The sequence below is a fragment of the Dyella kyungheensis genome (genome assembly GCF_016905005.1).
In the GTDB taxonomy this organism is placed as follows: Bacteria; Pseudomonadota; Gammaproteobacteria; order Xanthomonadales; family Rhodanobacteraceae; genus Dyella; species Dyella kyungheensis.
In genome coordinates, this window is sequence record NZ_JADIKC010000007.1 from 332294 (window position 1) to 351598 (window position 19305).

Genomic DNA, 19305 nt, shown 5'->3' on the forward strand with positions numbered 1-19305 from the left:
GGAACCATCGTGGGCGCATCCCGCCGCCCCTGACTTTTCGCACGCGGTGGCGCGAGGGATGCTCCCGGCAGAGTGGGAGCAACCTCGCCATGCAGGAGGTTGCCTGTCTCTTATCGTCGCTTTTGGAGCTTCATTTCGAGAAAGGCTTCAACTCTACTTGTCTTCCGAAATCGTCATGCCACCGATGCTTACGCCGAGATCGATGCCTTGGCCCGCACCTGATAGCGCAAGGGAGACCTGGCCCTTGGTGAGCACCTGCGCCGTACCGGATTTCACGGCACCTGCACTGGCGTCCGCCTGTGCGTAAGTGCCGAGCACGTCGGTTATCTTGATGATGTCGCTGAAATTGCCGATGCCATTATCGATGCGCGATTTACCCGCCGTCAGTCCACCACCATGACTTTCGATCTTGACCTTCATGGTTTGACCGTCTTTGCAAGTAACCACACCTTTGCCGCTCGTGTGCTTGTAGATCACTGACCAGCCGGACAGGCTGAACCGCATGGTGCATTCCAGATCAGCGGCACTGACGATCTGCGAGAGGGTCAGCGCGCACAGCACCAAGGACGTCTGAACGAGGTGTCGACCTTTCATAGGATGCCTCCGTGACTGAGGGTGAGAGTTCCAGCTATCAACCGCATGTTGGATGAAGTGACACCCAAGTCCTTATGACGACGAACGCGATGAAGATCATCGAAACTCCGCGCGCCCATACGACCGCGACGGCACATCGTCCCGCAAAGGCGCGCTTCAGCAAACCGTAGTTTTACGGAAGGCCCGGCTTTCCAAGCAGTTCATGCTCGGGGTCCCCCGGTCCAACACTGGATCGTCACGCCGGCACGTTCCCAACTCATACGTGCCTTGAGCGTCGTTGCCTCCTCGGCGCCCGATGAATTCGGGCAGCGCTTCGAGACTTTCCAGGTTTAGAAACGGACCGTTTGCAGCTGCGTGAGAGTGGCGCCGGGCCTCTTCGACCGACCTCGACATTGCCCCTCCTTGTCATCTAGCCCGGCAGGGTTCGCGATGTGTTGCATTGACCGTCTGAAGTCGCTGGCCGAAGCGGACACTGTGGCGATCCCTCTTCAGAAAGCCAGAGGCAAGAATCTCGGCTCTGGCACCAGCAAAATGAACGATGACTAAGGACGCCGAGCCTACGCGGGTAACCAACCGCCTCCAAGGACGAACTAATCGTTCTTATGACGTGAGCAACGAGGGGCGCAACTTTCTTCGGCCTACATCGGGTTTACGCCATAAGGCAGGCCGCGATGGCGGCTGCGCTTGTTCGTGGAGGTTGAAGGACTAGCTGACACGCCCCTGTTTTCACTATCAAGCAAGGTAAGGGCTCGTGAACTTAAAGCGTATGTTTTCGTCGTGTTTAGTGGCTTTGGCATCAACCTGTGCAATGAGTGAAGTTGCACGAGCTGCTGCCGACAGCTATCAGCTTGAGATACAGCAATGGCAGCAACAGCGGATAGAAAAGCTGAAGTCCCCTCAAAGCTGGCTCAGTGTCACCAACTCTGAAGTTTTGCGAAAGGGAATCAGCCGCCTTGGATCTGCAGCGGACGAGGACATCGTGTTGCCATCGGGCCCCTCCCATCTCGGCAACCTTACCTATGCTGACGATGGGTCCATTAGTCTGGCATTGGCTAATGGCAGCCAAGCCACGATCGACCACTCGCCCTCAGGGAAAGGCAGCATCGAACCATTTCACGTGAATGGCTTAGCCTTCTTCCCAGACGGAACCTTGTTGCTGGATCCTGTTGAAGGAAGCAAGACACCCTCCACGATCCATGCCAACACCGAAACATTGAAAATATATTCCTACGAGGGCGATTACCACAAAGGTGAAAAGCGGCTCTTGGTTACCGATACCCAGGCCCCGCGACTCGTCAATTTCAAAGGCCTCAAGTATTTCCCGATTGATCAAAGCTGGAAAATCACGGCAGATTGGGAGCCGCTGAAAGAGCCGCGTGAAGTCGAGGTTGCATACATACAAGGCTCCGTACAAAAGGTCCAAATCAAGAGCAAGGCGGTGTTCTATCGAGACGGAAAGCGTTACGAGCTCATGCCATACATGGAGTCGAATGACGAGGTACTGTTCGTCTTTGCGGATCGCACCTCAGGAAAAGAGACCTATGGTGGCGCCCGCTTCTTACTGACCCCTGCGGCCAAAGATGGAAAAATCGTCTTGGATTTCAATAAGGCCGTCAATCCTCCTTGTGCGTTCATACCTTTCCCTAATTGCCCCATAGCGATACCCGAAAATCGTCTCACTCTGCGTATAAACGCTGGCGAACAGAAGGTGCATGAAGATATCTGATCAGCACTGGTCTACGGGACTATCGTCGCAAACCCTGTCTGGCTCAGCGCTGCTGACGATGCTATTCAAGAGTTGAGTGCAGCGGCCGCAAAATCACGTAGGCGCAAAGACAGGCATCGGATAGACACTATGCCCTCGCCTCGCCAAGTACACACGGATTTGCTTGGCGAGGCTCCATTCAATACGGCCCCTGGGGCGCGGGTCGAGTCTCTCCGTAGCTGCATGAGATGCAAATTTCCGGCCTCGTCTCGCACGAAGAGTTTGGAGCAGCTCTCATTTCCGTCGACAAAAAGTGCGTAACCGGGTGAATGCTGCCAGCGAAGTAGAAAAGAGCCTTCGCCCCATTTGGCCTTCATTGGAGACAAATCACGAGCGGATACATACGACCGACTGTTGGTGGGCTGTCTATTGCCGTGACGATGACTGCAACGCTCACGCAAGCAAACATTCAGGACTTGCGGCCGACGCTATCGGCGGCAGTCAACGCCAAATAAAAATACTTGAGACGCCGGCTCGCACTGGCTTCCTTGATCAACGATGTTTTTACCGGCGGCGCTTATGGCCGCCTAGGAGTGTTTGTGGGTCAATATCGAACGAAGATTGCCGCCGCACTGCTGGCAGTGTGCGTAACTGGCGCTGGAACGGCTTGGACGGAGCTGGCGCGCGCCGAACAGTCCGCGCCAGCGCAGAGCCTGTTCCAGATCGAACTGGACGGCGCCTCCCAGCAACCGGTCAGCGGTCGCCTGCTGCTATTTGCCAGCGACGCCAAGGCGGCGCAGGCGGCAGCCAAGAACGGCAAGGTCGAGATGGTCGACGCCAGTCCGTTTGACCCCGGGCAGGCCTGGGTAGCGGCGCGCGAGGTGACCCATCTGCAGCCAGGCCAGCCGGTGACGCTTGACGCCGATCAACTGGCATTTCCGGCGGCTTTTTCCAAGCTACCGCCGGGCGACTACTTGATGCAGGCGGTGCTCGATGTGGATCACGGCTACAACGTGGTCGACGGTCGTGTCCCCGGCGATCTGGTCAGCGAGGTGGTGCCGGTGCATCTGCCCGCCACTTCAGCGCCGGTATTGAAGCTCACGCGTGCCTTGCCAACGAGCGATCCGTGGATGCTGTCGGCCCAGACACCGGCTGCGGTGCGCCAACTGCTGCCGCAAGCGCGCGCGCATACGCAGGCGATCGACTTCACCAGCCCGGCGCTGAGTGCTTTCTGGGGCCACCCGATCGCCATGCGTGGCCGCGTGCTGTTGCCGCCGGGTTACGATGCCCATGCCGCCACGCGCTATCCGACGGTGTATTACACGCATGGTTACGGTGGCAACAACGACCGCATGGTTCCCGTGCTGGCCAGTGTCTATGCGGCAATGAGCAAGGGCGAGATGCCGCCGATGATCTGGGTGTTCCTGGATGAGTCCGGCTACACCGGCACGGTGGAGTTCGCCGACTCGGTCAACAACGGCCCCTGGGGGCAGGCGCTCACCGCCGAACTGATCCCTGCGCTGGAGGCGAAATACCACATGGACGCCACGCCGAACGGCCGTTTCCTCAACGGCCATTCGTCCGGCGGCTGGGCCACGCTGTGGCTGCAGACCACCTACCCGTCTATCTTCGGCGGCACCTGGTCGACCTCGCCAGACCCCAGCGATTTCCACGATTTTGTTGGCGTGGATCTGTACGCGCCAAACGCCAACCTCTATCGCGATGCGCAGGGCAAGCAGCGGCCGTTTCTTCGTGACCAGGGCAAGGTGATCGCCACGCTTGAAGAGTTTTCCAAGCAGGAGCGGGTCGCCGGCGAGTACGGCGGCCAGATGTCCTCGTTCGAATGGGTGTTCTCGCCGCGCGGCAAGGACGGTCGGCCGATGCCGATGTTCGATCGCGACACCGGCGCGATCGATCCCAAGGTGATGAGCTACTGGCATGACCATTACGACATCGCCTATCGCTTGCAGCAGCAATGGCCGCAGCTCAAAGGCGATTTGGACGGCAAGATCCACCTCTATGTGGGCAGCGTCGATAGCGCCTATCTGGAGGGCCCCGCGCATAAGTTGAAAGCGGTACTGGATGGCTTGGGCGCCAAGTCGGACTTCCGGTTCTTGCCCGCCAAAGGCCACTTCGATCTCTACACGCTGGGCGACGATCGCTACGCGTTGTTGAAGGACATCAGCTGGCAGATGTACGCGATCGCGCGTCCTGGCACCAAGGCACCGGCGCCATTGATTCTGCACTGAGCAGGCCGGCTGTCGCTTTTGCTTCAGCGGTCAGCCATCGTCATTGGTAGTAAATGCCACCAAGACGACCAGGGATATAACCAGCTGGAGATGAAGGAGGCCCGCCCACCGGGCCTTCTTCTTCCTCGAAAAATGCTGGATGTGTGGAACACCTCGACCCGCCACGTCAGCGCGCCCTCCACCAAGCCAGTCGACCTTCGGTTGCGCCACTTAGCCTACCGGCGTAAGCGTGTGTGCAAGCTTTCGACTGGTGCGATGCACGCCGAAAGCCAAACCACCGCCCATGAGCGTGTTGTGCATATGGCCATCTAGACGAACAGTCACATAAGAATCTGTTTCTTCAATCAGCTGTCCGCGAAAATGGATCTCTTGCGGCTGGGTATAGATGCCCATGCCTCCCATCTTGACCCCCATGATATAGAGCGATCCAAAGTTGACCGCCGTGCCCTTCATGGGAAGTTCGCCTTTCAGATCCCGTTGCATCAGATCCGACAAGGCCGCTGCGCCAGCGGAGAGCTCTGCACGATAGTTGGCCAGATCTGCTGGACTCATGGATTTCAGGCGGGAATCGTCATACGCCGTCGGCAGGTCATAGATGTAGCGCCCGACCCATGAAGAGCCTGCGCCATTGCCTTGGACATGAAAAACCAGCGACAGGCGAAACTTGCCATCGTCGCAGTGCTGCATGAATACAAAAGGTTTAACCGTGTAGGTCGAGGACGATTCGTTTACTGGCAGGCCAGTATGAAGAATGGCGTCCAGCGCTACCGGTTCGGGATCAACGGAAAGGACCGTGCCCTTGACCTCTTCGGCCATCGCCTTCGTTTTGGAGGAGATGTTTGCGCTACCGAGAATAGGACCGAGGAAAAGACTGCCGCCGCTTGCTTGAACCACAACATACTTCGTGCCGGGTGCCACGGCCGATTGCTCCGGCAAATACCCTGAGGCAGGCAGCGCATCGGAGACTGCGATGGAAACGGATTCCGGCGTTGTTATCTTGGACGACGGAGGACTACTCGGTGCGGCAGCACACCCGCCCAGCATAAGCACCGCGACCAGCAATGACGGTCGAGCCAACATGATTTCTTCCCCTGTGTATGAGATGACGAGCGAACTCTACCCAGCCTGCAGATAGATTCCGGTGTTGCGCCATTCCTTTGCTGACCCAGATTTCGAGCTGTCCGCACCGGGTCGAAAGCGGACGTCCCACGCCCAGCCAATATTGGCCCAGGAGCGCCACGTACTGGAAGCTCTCATCCGATCAGGGCTCGACCATTTATCCACCTCCGGTCCCGGCCCTTGCGCACCTACTTTCGCCAACCTATAGTTATCCATATGGCTAACAATTCAGCGGCGTTGGATTCGGTCTTTCAGGCGCTTGCCGACCCGACACGTAGAGCGGTCGTTCAACGCCTCGGCAGGGGGCCGGCGACGGTAGGCGAGCTCGCCCAGCCGTTCGCTATGGCGTTGCCGTCCTTCATGAAGCACCTGGGGGTGCTGGAAAAGACTGGATTGATTCGCTCAAGAAAACACGGCCGTACACGGACATGCACGCTCGAACAAAAGAACCTGGCAGCTGCTGAGCGCTGGTTCGCGGACCAGCGCTCCCTGTGGGCGAGCCGGTACCAGAACCTCGACAGTCTCTTGGAATCACTCAATGGAGAAGAACGTGAAAGCTGAGCTTCATTTCGATTTTGCGGTCGACAAAGAAAAGAACAGCATCGTCGTAAAAAGGGAATTTGCCGCAGGGCGTCAGCTGGTATGGGATTGCCATACGAAACGCGAGTTGCTCGATAGATGGTTCGCTCCCAAGCCGCTCACGACCCAGACCAAGCGCATGGAGTTCAAGGTCGGCGGCCATTGGCACTACGCCATGATCACCCCCGACGGTCAAACTTTCTGGAATCGCCTGGACTATCAGGCAATCAACCCCATCGACAACTACGCCGCCCTGGACGGTTTCTGTGATGAAGCAGGCCAGGTCAACCCCGACATGCCAAGGTCACGCTGGGAAGTCGCTTTCACTGACGCCGGCGAGCGAACCCTCGTCACTACGGTTGTGCAGTACAACTCGGCCGACGACGTGCAGAAAGCTATCGGCATGGGACTCAAGGACGGCCTGGCTTCTACCCTTGAACGGCTCGATGAGCTATTGCTGGACTTGGGCGAAACCGCAGAGCTTGTTCAATAGACAAGAAGGCACCAGGCTGCTCTACGTCACTGTGCCGTGCGCACAGGCGAGAGCAGTCCGTATTCAAAAACGCCCTTTGGATTGATGCTGAGACCATCGCCTTGGCGTCATCGAAAGTGGATTTGATCAAGGTGTATCGCGGGTTCTATCCAGAACTGCAGGCATGCGAGCGGATACTGGCAGCACAAATCCGACTTGATCATTAGGGAAGATACGAGTCCGAACGACAAACATAACCTTCATTGATCATTTCGGGCGAAGGAATAGCGTGTATGGACCCGAAGGCGTGCCATCAATGGCACGTCTCCGGCTGACTTTCTAGCTTAGGCGACTGCGAAAAATGGTCTTGGTACATCGTTCTGGCCCAGGTATCTGCTTCCGTGACCGTTTGCGCAGGAAGAGGGCTGTCGGGGTCGAGCGCTATCGAATCCAGCCGTGCGGCATAGGCTCCGGATGCCCCTAGACGCGCTAGACGGTTCATCTTGTAAATGGTCACGGGATTACCATCGTCGATGAGTCCAAGAAGTCCATTCATATGGCCGAGGACCCGAGGCGAAGTCATAAGGGCCTGGACGATTCGCCAGTCGCCTCTGTTCATGGCAGCGTTCGCGTAAGCTCCTGCATCAGCCTTGTAAGCCGCCACTTCTTCGCGGGTCCATGGCCTGTTTAGGTCAAAATCCGAAGCGACGTAACACATTTGTGCGTCGGGGCTTCCTGCTTTAGCTGCGGCTACGGTGCTCTGGAAGAAGGCCTCCTTGGATTGCTCCAGATCTGCGTGGTTGCATCCCGCCATTTCACTGCTGGCCTTCTCGACCTTCTCTGCGAAACCTTGCGTATTGCGGCTGCACGACGCGTGGAAGTTCGCATCAGAGGCGCCTGCCTCGCAGGCCCTGATCTGACTCTGCATGTCATCGATTGACCGTGCGAGCACCGCACAGCGCTTCGCGGCTTCAAATGCCACAGACAGTGCCGCGGCCTGCTTTTCCCCTTCGCTGGCGGAGGATGCAACATTCGGCCGAACCACTGTCACTGGCGTCGTAGATGAAACGGCCACGGCGGATGTCGCCGGCTGGTCGTGATTCCACCCTTCGCTGGACGAATCAGTTGACGAAGACCGGCCACCCCAGCTCAACCCAATGACCGCAATGACCGCAATGACCGCAGCCACACCCGCCGTCACGACGACCAGTTTCTTTGCTCGCTTGTCCATAAGTTCCGTCGAAAACGTGTCGGGGACAATTTCCACGAATTGACTGAAATTGTCCCTGACACCATTCCTCAATTCCTCAGACACCATTCCTCAATGGCCTCAACCCGCTGCAGAGAGCCATCTTTATCGTAGAAACCCAACCGTGGCCCGAGATTCTGTCAAGTTTGGGCAACTTTGCTCAACAAAACGTAGCACTAGCCGTTCGGCGCCCATAGAGCCCGGTCAATGCCGGGGCTGAATGATCAAACCGATCGAACCCGTATGCGGTTGCCCCCGGCGAGCTGGCGCCGAAGTGATTTCCAACATCGCCATTGAGCCTCTGGCAAAAGCATCCGGCGCCCTGCCGGTGAGAACGAGAGGACGGCGCTCGCCACCAGCGAGCTTCAGCACCACAGTCGACCGGGGTCGGAGGAACGTAGCCACGGCGGCTTCCAGATCGCGGGGGTCGTGAAGATGAAGTTCATGGATTGCACTTGGCGTGTGGCTTGACCTTCTCATGCGCTGAACCACTTCGTGGGTTTCCTCGCTCACATTGGCAACGCTGACTTCCCACTCATCAGCCTGGGTGGAGGGGTTGCCGACCCAGAACATGAATTGGATCGTCTGTCCTGCATCTACGTTTAAGTCATTGATATTCAGTTGTGCCCAGTGCCGGTCGTTCATTGGGTCGGGCAGAGGCGAGCCGCCAACATCGAGCGGGCTCCAGACCTGCGCCAGCAGGCAGACATGCGCGGGTGCGGATGTGGGAATCACTCCGACCAGCTCCATTGAACGTCGCACGGTTCCGTTCGGTATGGCCAAGGTCGTTTGGCCGAACAAGTTGAGGGTGGTGAATCCCGCGCTTGGATCGGACCACCACACTTTCAGGTAAACCGGCGCGGTCAGTGTTCCCGCGCCGTAGTTGCCGATGTCGACAGTGACGCGGGTCTCTTCGCCACGCTTGAAGTTGTTCTCGCCTGGCACGTCATTGACGACGATGGAAGGGCACAGCCAACTCACCACGCCAGGACCTAACGGGCGCTCATTGGCGGGCCGACCCACATCATTGGGAAAGTAAGGGATAACCAGATAAGTGCCGGCGTCCACATTACGGTCGTGATCGTCCTGGGTGTTTCGGCTCGTCCTAGCCATCAATCGCGCGGCGGTCTCCACGAAGGTTGCATTAATCAGCGTCATAGGAAAGCACCTCAACGGCAAGAGTCGCATCATGAATCGAATGTCCTGCTTCGATTGCCCAACACGGATGGAGGTAGCCTCGATCGGCGTCGAGATCACGATTGACGTGGTCGCGCGATCCCGTTTGAACGACGCGGAAAATCTGCTGCGCGATGGGCGTCGGGCCATGGCTCTGTTGTGGCGACCATGGCCCGGCGAATGCCATCGGGTTTTCATGCGACGGGAAAGGCGAGTTTGCAGCGGCTGGCTGCTCGGCGCTCGTGGGCGGATCAAACTGAAAATCGGTTGCCGCATTCGAATCTTCACGAAGCGGCCATGTTAAGCGCGGCGGTGTCTTCAAGAATTGCTGATAGAGCGGCGATGCGATCATGAATTCATCGGGGTAGATTAGTCCCGATACGCCAAGGTAACCGGCGGCAGTGTCAAAGCCTTGCCAGATCATCATCTGGAGTGAAAACAATTCGTTGACGATATGGCAGGCTGCACTGGGGTCTGCGAGCGCACTCAATTGTTGCTGGCTCACATTCGTTGGATCGCGAGGATCCGGTGCGTCCGATCCTTGCAGACTGTCAAAGAAATCCCCGGGCTTGCACTTCTTACCTTCCGACCACTGACCGATGCAGTAAATGAGCAGCGCAATGCCAACCGTGATCAGGACAAGGATCACCGCCAGGCAGGCGCTGCCACTCTTGGGTTGTGAACTTCCACCATCGGGCTGGCCAATGCTCCCGCTGACATTACCGTCGGTGTCCACGCCCACCGTCGGAAAATTGGGATCCTGCTCGTTCATGACGTTGAGCGATTCCATGCCGCTACAGGCGGAGATCAGGCTAGGCGGCGGTGGGCTTGGAATATCAGGTCGCTGGAACTGGTCGAGCAGTTGAAGATGACGAACGGTTCGCGAGAGGCCGAGATCCCAATCCGGGCCCGTGCGGTTTGGCCATGCGTCACTCATGGCTTCCTTGAGCGTGGACTGGATGTCGGATGGAAAGCCAATGGCCACACCGAACGGGCGAAACGCAATAGCACGGGCGAGCGAAGTGCAGCTGGGCGTGCCTGCCTGACTATGCAGCCAGGCTCCTACCGAGTTGCGCGCCAAACGATCTCGAAATCGATGCAGTCGTCGCGGACCACCAACTACGCATCCGAGATAGGCGGATCCGGCGACGTTCGCGCTGTAGCTCGATAACGCTCCAAATGCGAACGCACTTGCCCGCTTTGTCTTCGCGTGGCGAAAGAGCGATTCGACAAAGGCATCCGTGCGGCGCCCGAGAAAGACATCCCGCCAGCCCCAGTTCTCTTCTGGTACGTCCGACTGTCGGGGATGTGCCTTGATATGAGCGAGGGGATCAACCGCCGACTTGAGTGAAGCCATATTGGCGTTTAGAGACAGCGCCGCATTCTGCACACCCATTAGCGTTGAAAGCGCTGAATTGGCAAGCTGAACCGCGTCCGTTGCCGCGGGATCCAACAATGCCTGCTCCAAAGACGACCGGGCATTGGCAAGCTGATCGTAAAGCGACCTTCCTTGCGCCCAAAGGTCGGCGGCCTGCTGGAGCAAACTCAGTTCGAGGCCATCGGAGGATGCGTGATCAACAACAATATCGACGATACAACCGAGGGTGGCTGCATCGGCATTGAGATCTGCGTCGTGGCAGAGGGTGTCGAGCGCCGAAAGCATGGTCGGTTGACTGGAGAAACCACCCTTGATGGCGCTGCGGATCTGTCGCAATGCTGCAGTATGGGCGTGATAGTCGAGCACGTCACTTTCTCCTTGTGTGGTTGGGTCACTTGAAATGACGGCCTGATTCCATTCGTGGGGCACTACCACTCGTGCGATCAGGTGGCATCGGTCTACTCAATGAAATCAGGCACGAGCAGTCGCGTTCGCGCGAGCCAAGGCGAGCTCTTGCGAATACTGAAACGGTTTAACCCACGCACGGGCGCAAAAGGCCCCACAACCTCCAAGGACGGAGGCTACCGAATGTAAGAAATGATCCTGGTCGCAGCTAGTTGCGATAGCGGCGTGACGCTACGCTCTTCTGTGGGCCTGCCAAGTGACCAGATCACCTATGTCTATGGATTTAAGTAAGTCCACGGAGACGACTCGTAGCCGTACGCCATCAAATCGCTGGGGAACGTTCATGCCAATAATGCAAGTTGAACAGTTTCAAGAGCCGCAGGTGCTCCGACTAGCAATGAGAGAAATCGATGCGGATGAACTGCGCATTGCTCAGGCGGCAGCGCGGTTCGCACATTTCCGCCCGACCAAAAGGCGGCGTGCTTGTTCGATCCGTAGCGGTTACCCTCTCCCCAAACGGTTTGCATGAACGACCCTTGCGAAGTCCGCTATGGGTTGCGGATTCAGCCGGTCGTTGCAACAAATTGATGAAATCGTTCGGCCGGTGTTTCGAAGTTTAGAGACTTTCTCGGCCGTCCGTTCAAACGCCTTGCCACGGCGTTGAGTTGCGCTTGGTTGACTCCCGACAGATCCATGCCTTTGGGAAAATACTGCCGCAGAAGGCCGTTGGTGTTCTCGTTCGCCCCCCGCTGCCATGGGTTGTAGGGATCGCAGAAATAAACCGTGATGTCGGTGGCCAACGTGAAGCGCTGATGTTGGGCCATCTCTGACCCGCGATCCCAGGTCAGCGATCGAAACAGCTCCTGCGGAAGCTTGCTCGCGTGCTTGATCAACTTGTCCGGTGAAAAAGTGCCAGGGACAATTTCGAAGGACAATTCCACGAGGCAACGCACACTTTTTTGAGAACGCACGCTGCCTTCAGGTCATCTAAGGGAATGGTGCCGACATCCGATCGGCCCGGCGCCGTCACGCACCATCTCGCCCAGGTGGACACCTATCTCGCCCATCCCTGACAGACGATGCCAACCCTGCTTGTTAGGGTCAGTCAGTCATTTGCGCTGCCGTGTTGCGCGACTTCGCGAATGATCATGGCTACCAAGTCATGAGGCGCGGGCCGTGAGTGCTTGCAACACCCACGACCCGCTAACCATCACCAACTGACTGAGAGTTGATCATGGCTATCCGCGATCATACGGGACGCATTCGCTCGTCCGTTCCCCCCGACGACACCCTCACTCCTCCGCCCGGCGACCCGTCAACTACGGCGGCGGCATGGCCCGAAACCCTGCGTCACGGCACTCGCGGCGACATCGCCCTGGCGGTGCTCGCTCTCACGCGCCTGCGTGTCGACAGCGAGCAGTGCCGTCACGCGCAGGCGCGGGGATTCCCCGGCAGACCGCTGCCATGGCCGCTTCCCATGGCCGTCTCGGCCAGCCTGGGCACGGCGATCCACTGCCTCCAGCAGTACGCCCGCCTGCTCGGTGACGAGCCTCGAGTGAACACCACACGCCTCCGATGATCGCCGTTACGGCGCATCGGCTGGCAGAGCGATGCGCCTCTTTCGGGCAATCACCGACGAAGCTGCCAAGCATTCACTGACACGGAGCGCTGTAAGCGCTGAGCCGCTGCGCGGCCGTGTCCGACAGGGAGAACAGTTGCAGAAGTTGTCCTTGACACCCGTTTCCGATCCGGGGTTTCACACGTCCTACTTTCCAAGAAATCCCTCGGCAACAACGTCGCTATCCACCAACGTCGCCGTCAATATCTTTCTCATCGATTTTCCGTGTATCGAACTAAAAAGCTCGAATCGAGTACCAAACTGTCGAAAAAGAAAAAGCCCTCGAAATGAGGGCTTTTCCTGTTCTTACTCTACGTTCCGTAGAGATATGTTTCTTAGAACGGAATATCGTCGTCGTCGAAGCTGTTGTTCTGTGCCGGGGGCGCGGACTGGCGCTGCGGCTGGTTGCCGTAGTTGTCGCCGCCGCCGCGGGATTGGCCGCCACCGTAGTTGCCGCCGCCCTGGCGCTGCTGACCGCCGCCACCACCACCGCCCTGCGAGCGCTGGAAGTTGCCGCCGCCGCTGCCGGCTGCGCCGCCGCCTTCCGTGCCGCCGCCGAGCATCTGCATCTCAGCCGCGATGATGTCGGTGCTGAAACGCTCGACGCCGTCCTTGTCGGTGTACTTGTCGGTGCGCAGCGAGCCTTCGATATACACCTGGCGACCCTTCTTCAGGTATTCGCCGGCAATTTCAGCGAGGCGGCCGAACAGCTTCACGCGATGCCACTCGGTGCGTTCCTGCTTTTCGCCGCTCTGCTTGTCGGTCCAGTTCTCGGAGGTCGCGATGCGGATGCTGGTAATGGCGGTGCCATTGCCGGTGTAGCGGGTTTCCGGATCGGCGCCGAGGTTGCCGACGATGATGACTTTGTTGATGCCACGTGCCATGGGTTTGGATGTCCTCTGTGAGCCGGCGCTGCGTTCTTGGGCAATCAGCACCGGGATGTTGGTCCGGCGGCCATCATAACCGTGCCCCGGGCGGGGACAACAGAATTGACGTGTGCCGGGGAACCGTGAATCTAGCCAGCCCTCGCCCTGCCCCGGTGTCCGGGGTGGACGAAAAAAGGTCCGGGAATCAGACCACTAAACCCTCTCACGGGCTGAGACACGCGCCCTGGCGGCTCAGCTGCCGCTGATGAAGCGGTAACCCACCCCCGGCTCGGTCTTGAGCCAGCGGGGCGTGGTAGGGTCGTCGCCCAGCTTCTGGCGCAGTTTGCCGACCACGATGCGCAGGTAGTGGCTGTCGTGGGTATGGGTGGCGCCCCAGATCTCGCGCAGCAGTTGCTGCTGGGTCACCACACGGCCGGCGTGGCGCAGCAGCAGCGCGAGCACGGCGTATTCCTTGCGCGTCAGTGAGAGCGGCTCGCCCTCCAGCCACACTTCGCGGCGGCCCAGGTCGATGGCGAGCCGGCCGTCGTCGTAGCGCTGCATCGCCTCGGGCTCGCCTTGCCGGCCACGCATCAGGGCACGCAGGCGTGCCATCAGCTCCTGGATGCCGAACGGCTTGGTCACGTAGTCGTTGGCGCCAGCGTCCAGCGCCTTCACCTTCTCGCTTTCCGCATCGCGCACGGAAAGCATGATCACCGGCACCTGCGTCCACTGGCGCAACTCGGCCAGCACTTCGTGCCCTTCGCGATCGGGCAGGCCGATGTCGAGGATCACCAGATCGGGCGAGCGGGTGGCTGCCAGCGCCAGACCATCCGCCGCATTCGCCGCGAGCAACACCTCATAGCCCTCGGCACGCAGGCCGATATCGAGGAATTTGCGGATCTGTGCCTCGTCGTCGATGACCAGGACACGCGGTGCTGAGGTCATGCGTGGTTGCTAGGCGGCGCCGGCAGCGGCAAGGTAATGCGAATGGTGGTGCCAATGCCGTCGCCCGGCAAGGCCTCCACGCTGCCGCCGTGCGCGCCGATCATGCCGCGGCAGATGGCCAAGCCCAGCCCGGTGCCCTGCGGCGCACGGTCGCCGCGCGAGACGGAATAGAACATGTCGAAGATGCGGGCACGCTCGTCCTCGGGAATGCCCGGACCGCGATCGATCACGTCGATCTGGATCTGCTCGCCCTTGGGGCGCACGACCACGCGTACCGCCTGGCCCGGCGGCGAGAAGCGCGCGGCGTTTTCCAGGATGTTGAACAAGGCCTGCTCGATCAGTGCGGGATGCACATAGAGCAGCAAGGTCTGTGGCGGCAGCTCGATGTCGACCTTGAGATCGGGGAACAGCTTGCGCAGGCGGGTGGTGGCAGCCGCAACGATTTCGGCGGCGTCGGTCCAGTCACGGTTGAGCTTGAGCGTGCCGTGGCCCAGGCGGGTCATGTCGAGCAGGTTCTGGATATAGCGGTCCAGGCGCTGACCTTCGCCAAGAATCGCTTCCAGCAATTCCTGGCGTTCGTTGGGCGGCAACTGGTCGCCGTAGCTCGACAGGGTGCCGGCGGAGCCGATCATCGAGGCGAGCGGCGAACGCAGGTCGTGCGATACCGACGACAGCAGCGCGTTGCGCAAACGCTCGGTCTCGCCCTGCACGCGCGCGCCTTCCAGTTCCTCGGCCAGCCGCGCACGCTGCAGCGCCTGGCCGATGTCCTGCACCATGGTCAGCGCGAGGCTGCGTTCATCCGTGGCAGGCTCGCCCTGCCCCGAAGGAAAACGCAGCGCCGCGACGCCCAGATGGTTCTCGTCGCTGCCGAGCGGAAGCACCCAGCACGGCGCGGCGTTGAGCGTATCGGTGAAGCGGCCCGCCTGTTCGGCGTGCTTTTCACTCCACTCGGCAGCACCCAGATCCTGCGAGGTCAGATCGAAATCGCGCGGCGACGAGGCGACCACGCGCAGCACCTGGCTCGCATCGCGCGCCAGCACCGCCACCTCGCAACGCATGGCATGCGCGAGAGCCGCCGCACCCACCCGGCGAATGCCTTCGGCATCCGTGCTCGTGGACAACCGCTGCCCCAGCGCGAGCAAGGCGCGTGCCTGCGCGTGCGCCATGCGCAGGGATTCCACCTGGGTCGCCAGCTTGGTGGCCAGCCGGCTCGCCACCAGCGCCGCGACCAGGAACAGGCTCACCGCCAACACGTCGTCGAAGTTGGCGATCATCAAGGTGTAGCGCGGCGGCGCAAAGAAGAAGTTGTAGCCGATGAAGCACAACAACGCCGTATAGACGGCCACCGCCATGCGCGTTCTCACCGCCACCACCAGCACGGCGGTGAGGAAAATCAGCGAGAGATTGGCGACGGACAGGTAACGGTCGGCGATGAACGACAAACCGAACGCCACCAGCGTGGCCAGCGTCGCGTAGATGTATTCGCCACGGCGCCCGGTGCCTCCCGGCATGCGCAGGCGCAGACGCGATTTGGCGCGCTCCGCGGGCGTGGCGATGATGGTGAGTTCCAGGTGCGCACCGCGACGCAACAGCAGCTGGGTCAACGAACGGCCCAGCATGCGCGCCAGCGGTCGTTCGCGCGTGCGGCCGAGGATGATCTGGCCGATGCCTTCGCGATCCGCATGCGCGATGAGTTCGTCCGCAATCGCATGGCCGCGCAGTATCACCGTATCGCCGCCGAGGCGGCGCGCGAGGCGCATGGCCGCGTCCAGCCGCTCGCTGCGCGACTTCTCCAACGCCACGCCGGTGTCGACGAATGCCACACTCCACGGTGCACCGCGCCGTTCCGCGATGCGCCGTGCAATGCGCACGAGGTATTCGCTCTGCGAATGACCGTCGATGGCGGCGAGCACGCGACGCCGCACTGGCATGGCGCCACCACGCGCGAGCATGTGCTCGCGCAGGTCGCTGTCCACGTGACCAGCCACCGTATCCACGGCCAGCTCGCGCAAGGCGACGAGGTTGGTGGGCGAGAAGAATGCATCGAGCGCAGCGGTCGCAGTCTCGGGGACGTAGACCTTGCCCTGCTTCAGGCGCTGGATCAGTTCGCGGGGCGGCAGGTCCACCAGCACGATGTCGCGGGCACGATCGAGGAAGGCATCCGGCACCGTTTCGCGCACGGTGACGTTGGTGATGCGCCGCACCTGGTCGTTGAGGCTTTCCAGATGCTGCACGTTGAGTGCGGTATAGACCTCGATACCCGCTTCGAGCAGTTCGGCGATATCCTGCCAGCGCCGCTCGTGGCGACCGCCCGGCAGATTGGTATGCGCCAGTTCGTCGACCAGGATGATATCGGGACGGCGCGCCAGCGCCGCATCGAGATCGAATTCGGTGAAGTCGCGTCCCTTGTAGTTCACCGCACGCCGCGGCAACTGCTCGAGCCCGTCGAGCAGCGCGGCCGTCTCCTGCCGCCCATGCGTCTCCACCAACCCCACCACCACGTCGATACCTTGCCGCTTCAGCTCCCGCGCTGCCGAGAGCATGGCGAAGGTCTTGCCCACGCCCGGCGCCGCGCCGAGGAAAATCTTCAGGCGACGCGTGCGCTCTTCCTGCATCGAATCGAGCAAGGCATCGGCACGTGCTTCGCGGGTGGGTTCGGACATGGGGTGCCGTTGGGAAGGGGATGGAATAAGGGTAGGACTTAGACCCCTACGCGGATAGTGCACAGGAATGAGGAACTACTGTGGGAGCGCACCCTGTGCGCGACAAACCGACGGAGCGATACATCCCAACGTGGCCGTCGCGCACAGGGTGCGCTCCCACAGACCAACCCGAGCCTTACCGGCCATCCAACGCCAGGTTGAGCTTGAGCACATTCACGCGCGGCTCGCCCAGCATGCCGAACTGCCGCCCGGTCGTCGCCATGCTCACCATCGCCTGCACCTGCGACTCGCTCAAACCCCGCGCCTTCGCCACCCGGCCCACCTGATAGGCCGCAGCCGCCGGCGAAATCTCCGGATCGAGTCCGCTGCCCGACGCTGTCACCAGGTCCACGGGCACCGGCGAGGTATTGCCCGGGTCCGCCGCATGCAGCGCATCGATGCGCTGCTTCACCGCATCGGTGAGCGCCGGATTGGTCGGGCCCAGGTTCGAGCCCGACGACGATGCGGCGTTGTTGGGCTGAGGCGCAGTCGCCGAAGGACGACCCCAGAAGTACTTGGGGTCGTCGAACGATTGGCCGATCAGCGTGGAGCCGATCGGTTTGCCATCCTTGGCGATCAGGCTTCCGTTTGCCTGCGAAGGAAACAACACCTGCGCTACACCCGTGACGACCAGCGGATACGCCACACCGGTGATCACGGTCATCAAAAGCAGCATCACGACGGCGCTGCGAATCAGCTTGCCCATGGGTTTCACCTCAGTAGTGGAGAATCGCATCAACCAGCGCAATCGCCTGGTAGTTCTTCTTGCCGGCGTTGTACGCATTCACGTCGTAGGAGTGCTCGTAACGGATCTCAGGACGGATCTCGAGATCGGACGACACCCAGTGCGTCAAGCCCAGCGTGTGGCTGCTGTACTTGGTGGCGTAGCCGGTGCGCTGGCCCTTCTGGTCGTTGTAGAACTCGTTGCGGAACGAAATCATGTTGCTCGAGTTCAACTCGAAGTTCAGGTAGTTCACCACGCCGTACTCGCCCGCCTTGCCCGGATACGGCGAGGACGCCACCACGTTCGGATCGCCATCCGGCCCGAAGCCCGGGATATTGCGGCCGTACATGTAGTAGGCCTCGGTCTGCATGTGCACGCTCGTGCTGAAGCGGTGGCCCCAGGTCATCACGTACATCTGCACGTTGTTGTAGTTGTAGTCCGAGGTATTCCAGTTGTTGATGCAGGGGTAGAGCATGTCGTTGTTGTCTTTCGACACCCAGCGCACGCAGGCCTGCAGCGAGGGACGCGCGGCATGGTTCCACGGAGCCGTGTCGTTGCTGGCGTTCACGCCGAGCTGAAGCGTCCACTGCTGGCTGAGCTTGGTGGTGGTCATGATGCCGGTCTGCGTATACGGGTCGACCGTGTAGAGGATCGAATGCGTCACCAGGTAGTTCTGCGGCGAGAACTGCGCTTCGATATCCGGCAGCGACAGGTAGCGGCCGACACGGATCACCATGCCCTCGGCCACCGACGGCAGATAGAGGTCGTAGTAGAACAGCATCGGATCGACGCCGTAGACCTTGCCCGGCAGCGGACCGTTCGAATTGGGATGGTTCAACAGCTGGTTGCTGAAGACGCCCTTGGTCACGGTGTAGTGATAGTCGTAGCCGTACAGCGTGGAGATGTTGAAACCCCAATCCACGTGGTCGGTCTGGACGGTGTCTTCGACGCGGGTGATGTTGAAGACGAACTGGTCGAACTCGACGCGATTGGGACGCGTCGCATACGACAGCGGATAGTTGGTGAAGCTGGACGAGCTCACGTTGGCGGACGGATTGATCCAGCCGTTGACCTCGATGCGGTTGCGCTTCATCCAGCTGCCGAGCTTGGTGCACGACAACGCCTTCTGCAGCGGGTACTGGCCATAGGCCACCGGCACGCCGATCGGTGCGGCGACGCCGCCGAGCTGCCACTCGCCGTTGGGGAACGGCGGGGAATCGAGCGGTGCATCCATGGCGCGACGCGGTGCGGCCGGCGCATTCGGATCGGCCGGCTGCGCGTCCTCGCGATAGGCCGCGCCAAGACGGGAGAAAAAGCCCTGCGAGCAGTCGTCGCTGGCGGCCGTCGGCGCACTGGCCGAGCCGTCATCGAGACCCGCTGCCGGCATCACCTCGGTACCGGCGACCGAGGCCGCCGAGGCCGCTGCTTCGCCCGCGGGGGCGAGCGCCAACAACAGTGCAAACGAAAGAACTTTCTTGGACATCATGGGTGTTCCTGCAATCGGCTCGTGGGGAGCCGTCCTCT

The 19305-nt window shown here is 60.4% G+C and carries 15 protein-coding genes and 1 pseudogene; 5 read left to right on the plus strand and 11 right to left on the minus strand.

Annotated elements, in window-relative coordinates:
• Positions 1-153: 153 nt before the first annotated feature.
• Positions 154-594 (minus strand): hypothetical protein, encoded by a 441-nt coding sequence (locus ISP20_RS16100; RefSeq protein ID WP_204637124.1) that lies wholly within the window; start codon positions 592-594, stop codon positions 154-156.
• Positions 595-1402: 808 nt separating this feature from the next.
• Here ISP20_RS16100 and ISP20_RS16105 point away from each other — a divergent pair.
• Together ISP20_RS16105 and ISP20_RS16110 are read left to right on the plus strand one after the other, a co-directional pair.
• On the plus strand, positions 1403-2320 hold the full coding sequence (locus ISP20_RS16105) for a DUF1684 domain-containing protein (RefSeq protein WP_204637125.1): 918 nt from the start codon (positions 1403-1405) through the stop codon (positions 2318-2320).
• 578 nt (positions 2321-2898) lie between these two features.
• The gene (locus ISP20_RS16110) at positions 2899-4548 is read left to right on the plus strand and encodes an alpha/beta hydrolase (RefSeq protein WP_425490840.1); all 1650 of its coding nucleotides are present in this window, start codon (positions 2899-2901) and stop codon (positions 4546-4548) included.
• Positions 4549-4758: 210 nt separating this feature from the next.
• On the opposite strand, the gene ISP20_RS16115 is transcribed toward ISP20_RS16110, so the two are convergent.
• Positions 4759-5628, minus strand: a complete 870-nt coding sequence (locus ISP20_RS16115) for a hypothetical protein (RefSeq protein ID WP_204637126.1) — start codon at positions 5626-5628, stop codon at positions 4759-4761.
• A gap of 255 nt (positions 5629-5883) precedes the next feature.
• Here ISP20_RS16115 and ISP20_RS16120 point away from each other — a divergent pair, with 255 nt between their 5' ends.
• Positions 5884-6228 carry an ArsR/SmtB family transcription factor gene (locus ISP20_RS16120; RefSeq protein WP_204637127.1) on the plus strand — a complete coding sequence of 115 codons (345 nt, stop codon included), beginning with the start codon at positions 5884-5886 and terminating at the stop codon, positions 6226-6228.
• Positions 6218-6739, plus strand: coding sequence for an SRPBCC family protein (locus ISP20_RS16125; RefSeq protein ID WP_204637128.1), 522 nt, complete (start codon positions 6218-6220; stop codon positions 6737-6739). The genes ISP20_RS16120 and ISP20_RS16125 overlap by 11 nt, the downstream gene beginning before the upstream one ends.
• A gap of 292 nt (positions 6740-7031) precedes the next feature.
• On the opposite strand, the gene ISP20_RS16130 is transcribed toward ISP20_RS16125, so the two are convergent.
• From ISP20_RS16130 to ISP20_RS16145, 4 genes and pseudogenes are all read right to left on the minus strand, one after another.
• Positions 7032-8036: a hypothetical protein gene (locus ISP20_RS16130; RefSeq protein ID WP_204637129.1), complete on the minus strand. Its 1005-nt coding sequence runs from the start codon at positions 8034-8036 to the stop codon at positions 7032-7034.
• A gap of 135 nt (positions 8037-8171) precedes the next feature.
• The gene (locus ISP20_RS16135) at positions 8172-9125 is read right to left on the minus strand and encodes a hypothetical protein (protein ID WP_204637130.1); all 954 of its coding nucleotides are present in this window, start codon (positions 9123-9125) and stop codon (positions 8172-8174) included.
• Complete coding sequence (locus tag ISP20_RS16140; protein WP_204637131.1) at positions 9112-10887, minus strand: hypothetical protein; 1776 nt, start codon at positions 10885-10887, stop codon at positions 9112-9114. Before ISP20_RS16140 ends, ISP20_RS16135 begins: the two co-directional genes overlap by 14 nt.
• 602 nt (positions 10888-11489) lie before the next feature.
• Positions 11490-11819: pseudogene (locus tag ISP20_RS16145) on the minus strand (IS30 family transposase); the annotation flags it as partial.
• A 341-nt stretch (positions 11820-12160) separates the two neighbouring features.
• On the opposite strand from ISP20_RS16145, the gene ISP20_RS16150 reads away from it, so the two are divergent.
• Positions 12161-12505, plus strand: coding sequence for a hypothetical protein (locus tag ISP20_RS16150; RefSeq protein WP_204637132.1), 345 nt, complete (start codon positions 12161-12163; stop codon positions 12503-12505).
• 374 nt (positions 12506-12879) lie between these two features.
• On the opposite strand, the gene ssb is transcribed toward ISP20_RS16150, so the two are convergent.
• The 5 genes from ssb to ISP20_RS16175 form a co-directional block, all read right to left on the minus strand.
• On the minus strand, positions 12880-13428 hold the full coding sequence (gene ssb / locus ISP20_RS16155) for a single-stranded DNA-binding protein (RefSeq protein ID WP_204637133.1): 549 nt from the start codon (positions 13426-13428) through the stop codon (positions 12880-12882).
• A 234-nt stretch (positions 13429-13662) separates the two neighbouring features.
• Complete coding sequence (locus tag ISP20_RS16160; RefSeq protein WP_204637134.1) at positions 13663-14355, minus strand: response regulator; 693 nt, start codon at positions 14353-14355, stop codon at positions 13663-13665.
• On the minus strand, positions 14352-17018 hold the full coding sequence (locus tag ISP20_RS16165; protein WP_204637135.1) for a sensor histidine kinase: 2667 nt from the start codon (positions 17016-17018) through the stop codon (positions 14352-14354). The genes ISP20_RS16160 and ISP20_RS16165 overlap by 4 nt, the downstream gene beginning before the upstream one ends.
• Positions 17019-17193: 175 nt before the next feature.
• A complete protein-coding gene (gene kdpC, locus ISP20_RS16170; protein WP_204637136.1) occupies positions 17194-17763 on the minus strand; it encodes a potassium-transporting ATPase subunit KdpC in 570 nt (189 codons plus the stop codon).
• A gap of 10 nt (positions 17764-17773) precedes the next feature.
• Positions 17774-19267: an outer membrane beta-barrel protein gene (locus ISP20_RS16175; RefSeq protein ID WP_204637137.1), complete on the minus strand. Its 1494-nt coding sequence runs from the start codon at positions 19265-19267 to the stop codon at positions 17774-17776.
• Positions 19268-19305 lie beyond the last annotated feature (38 nt).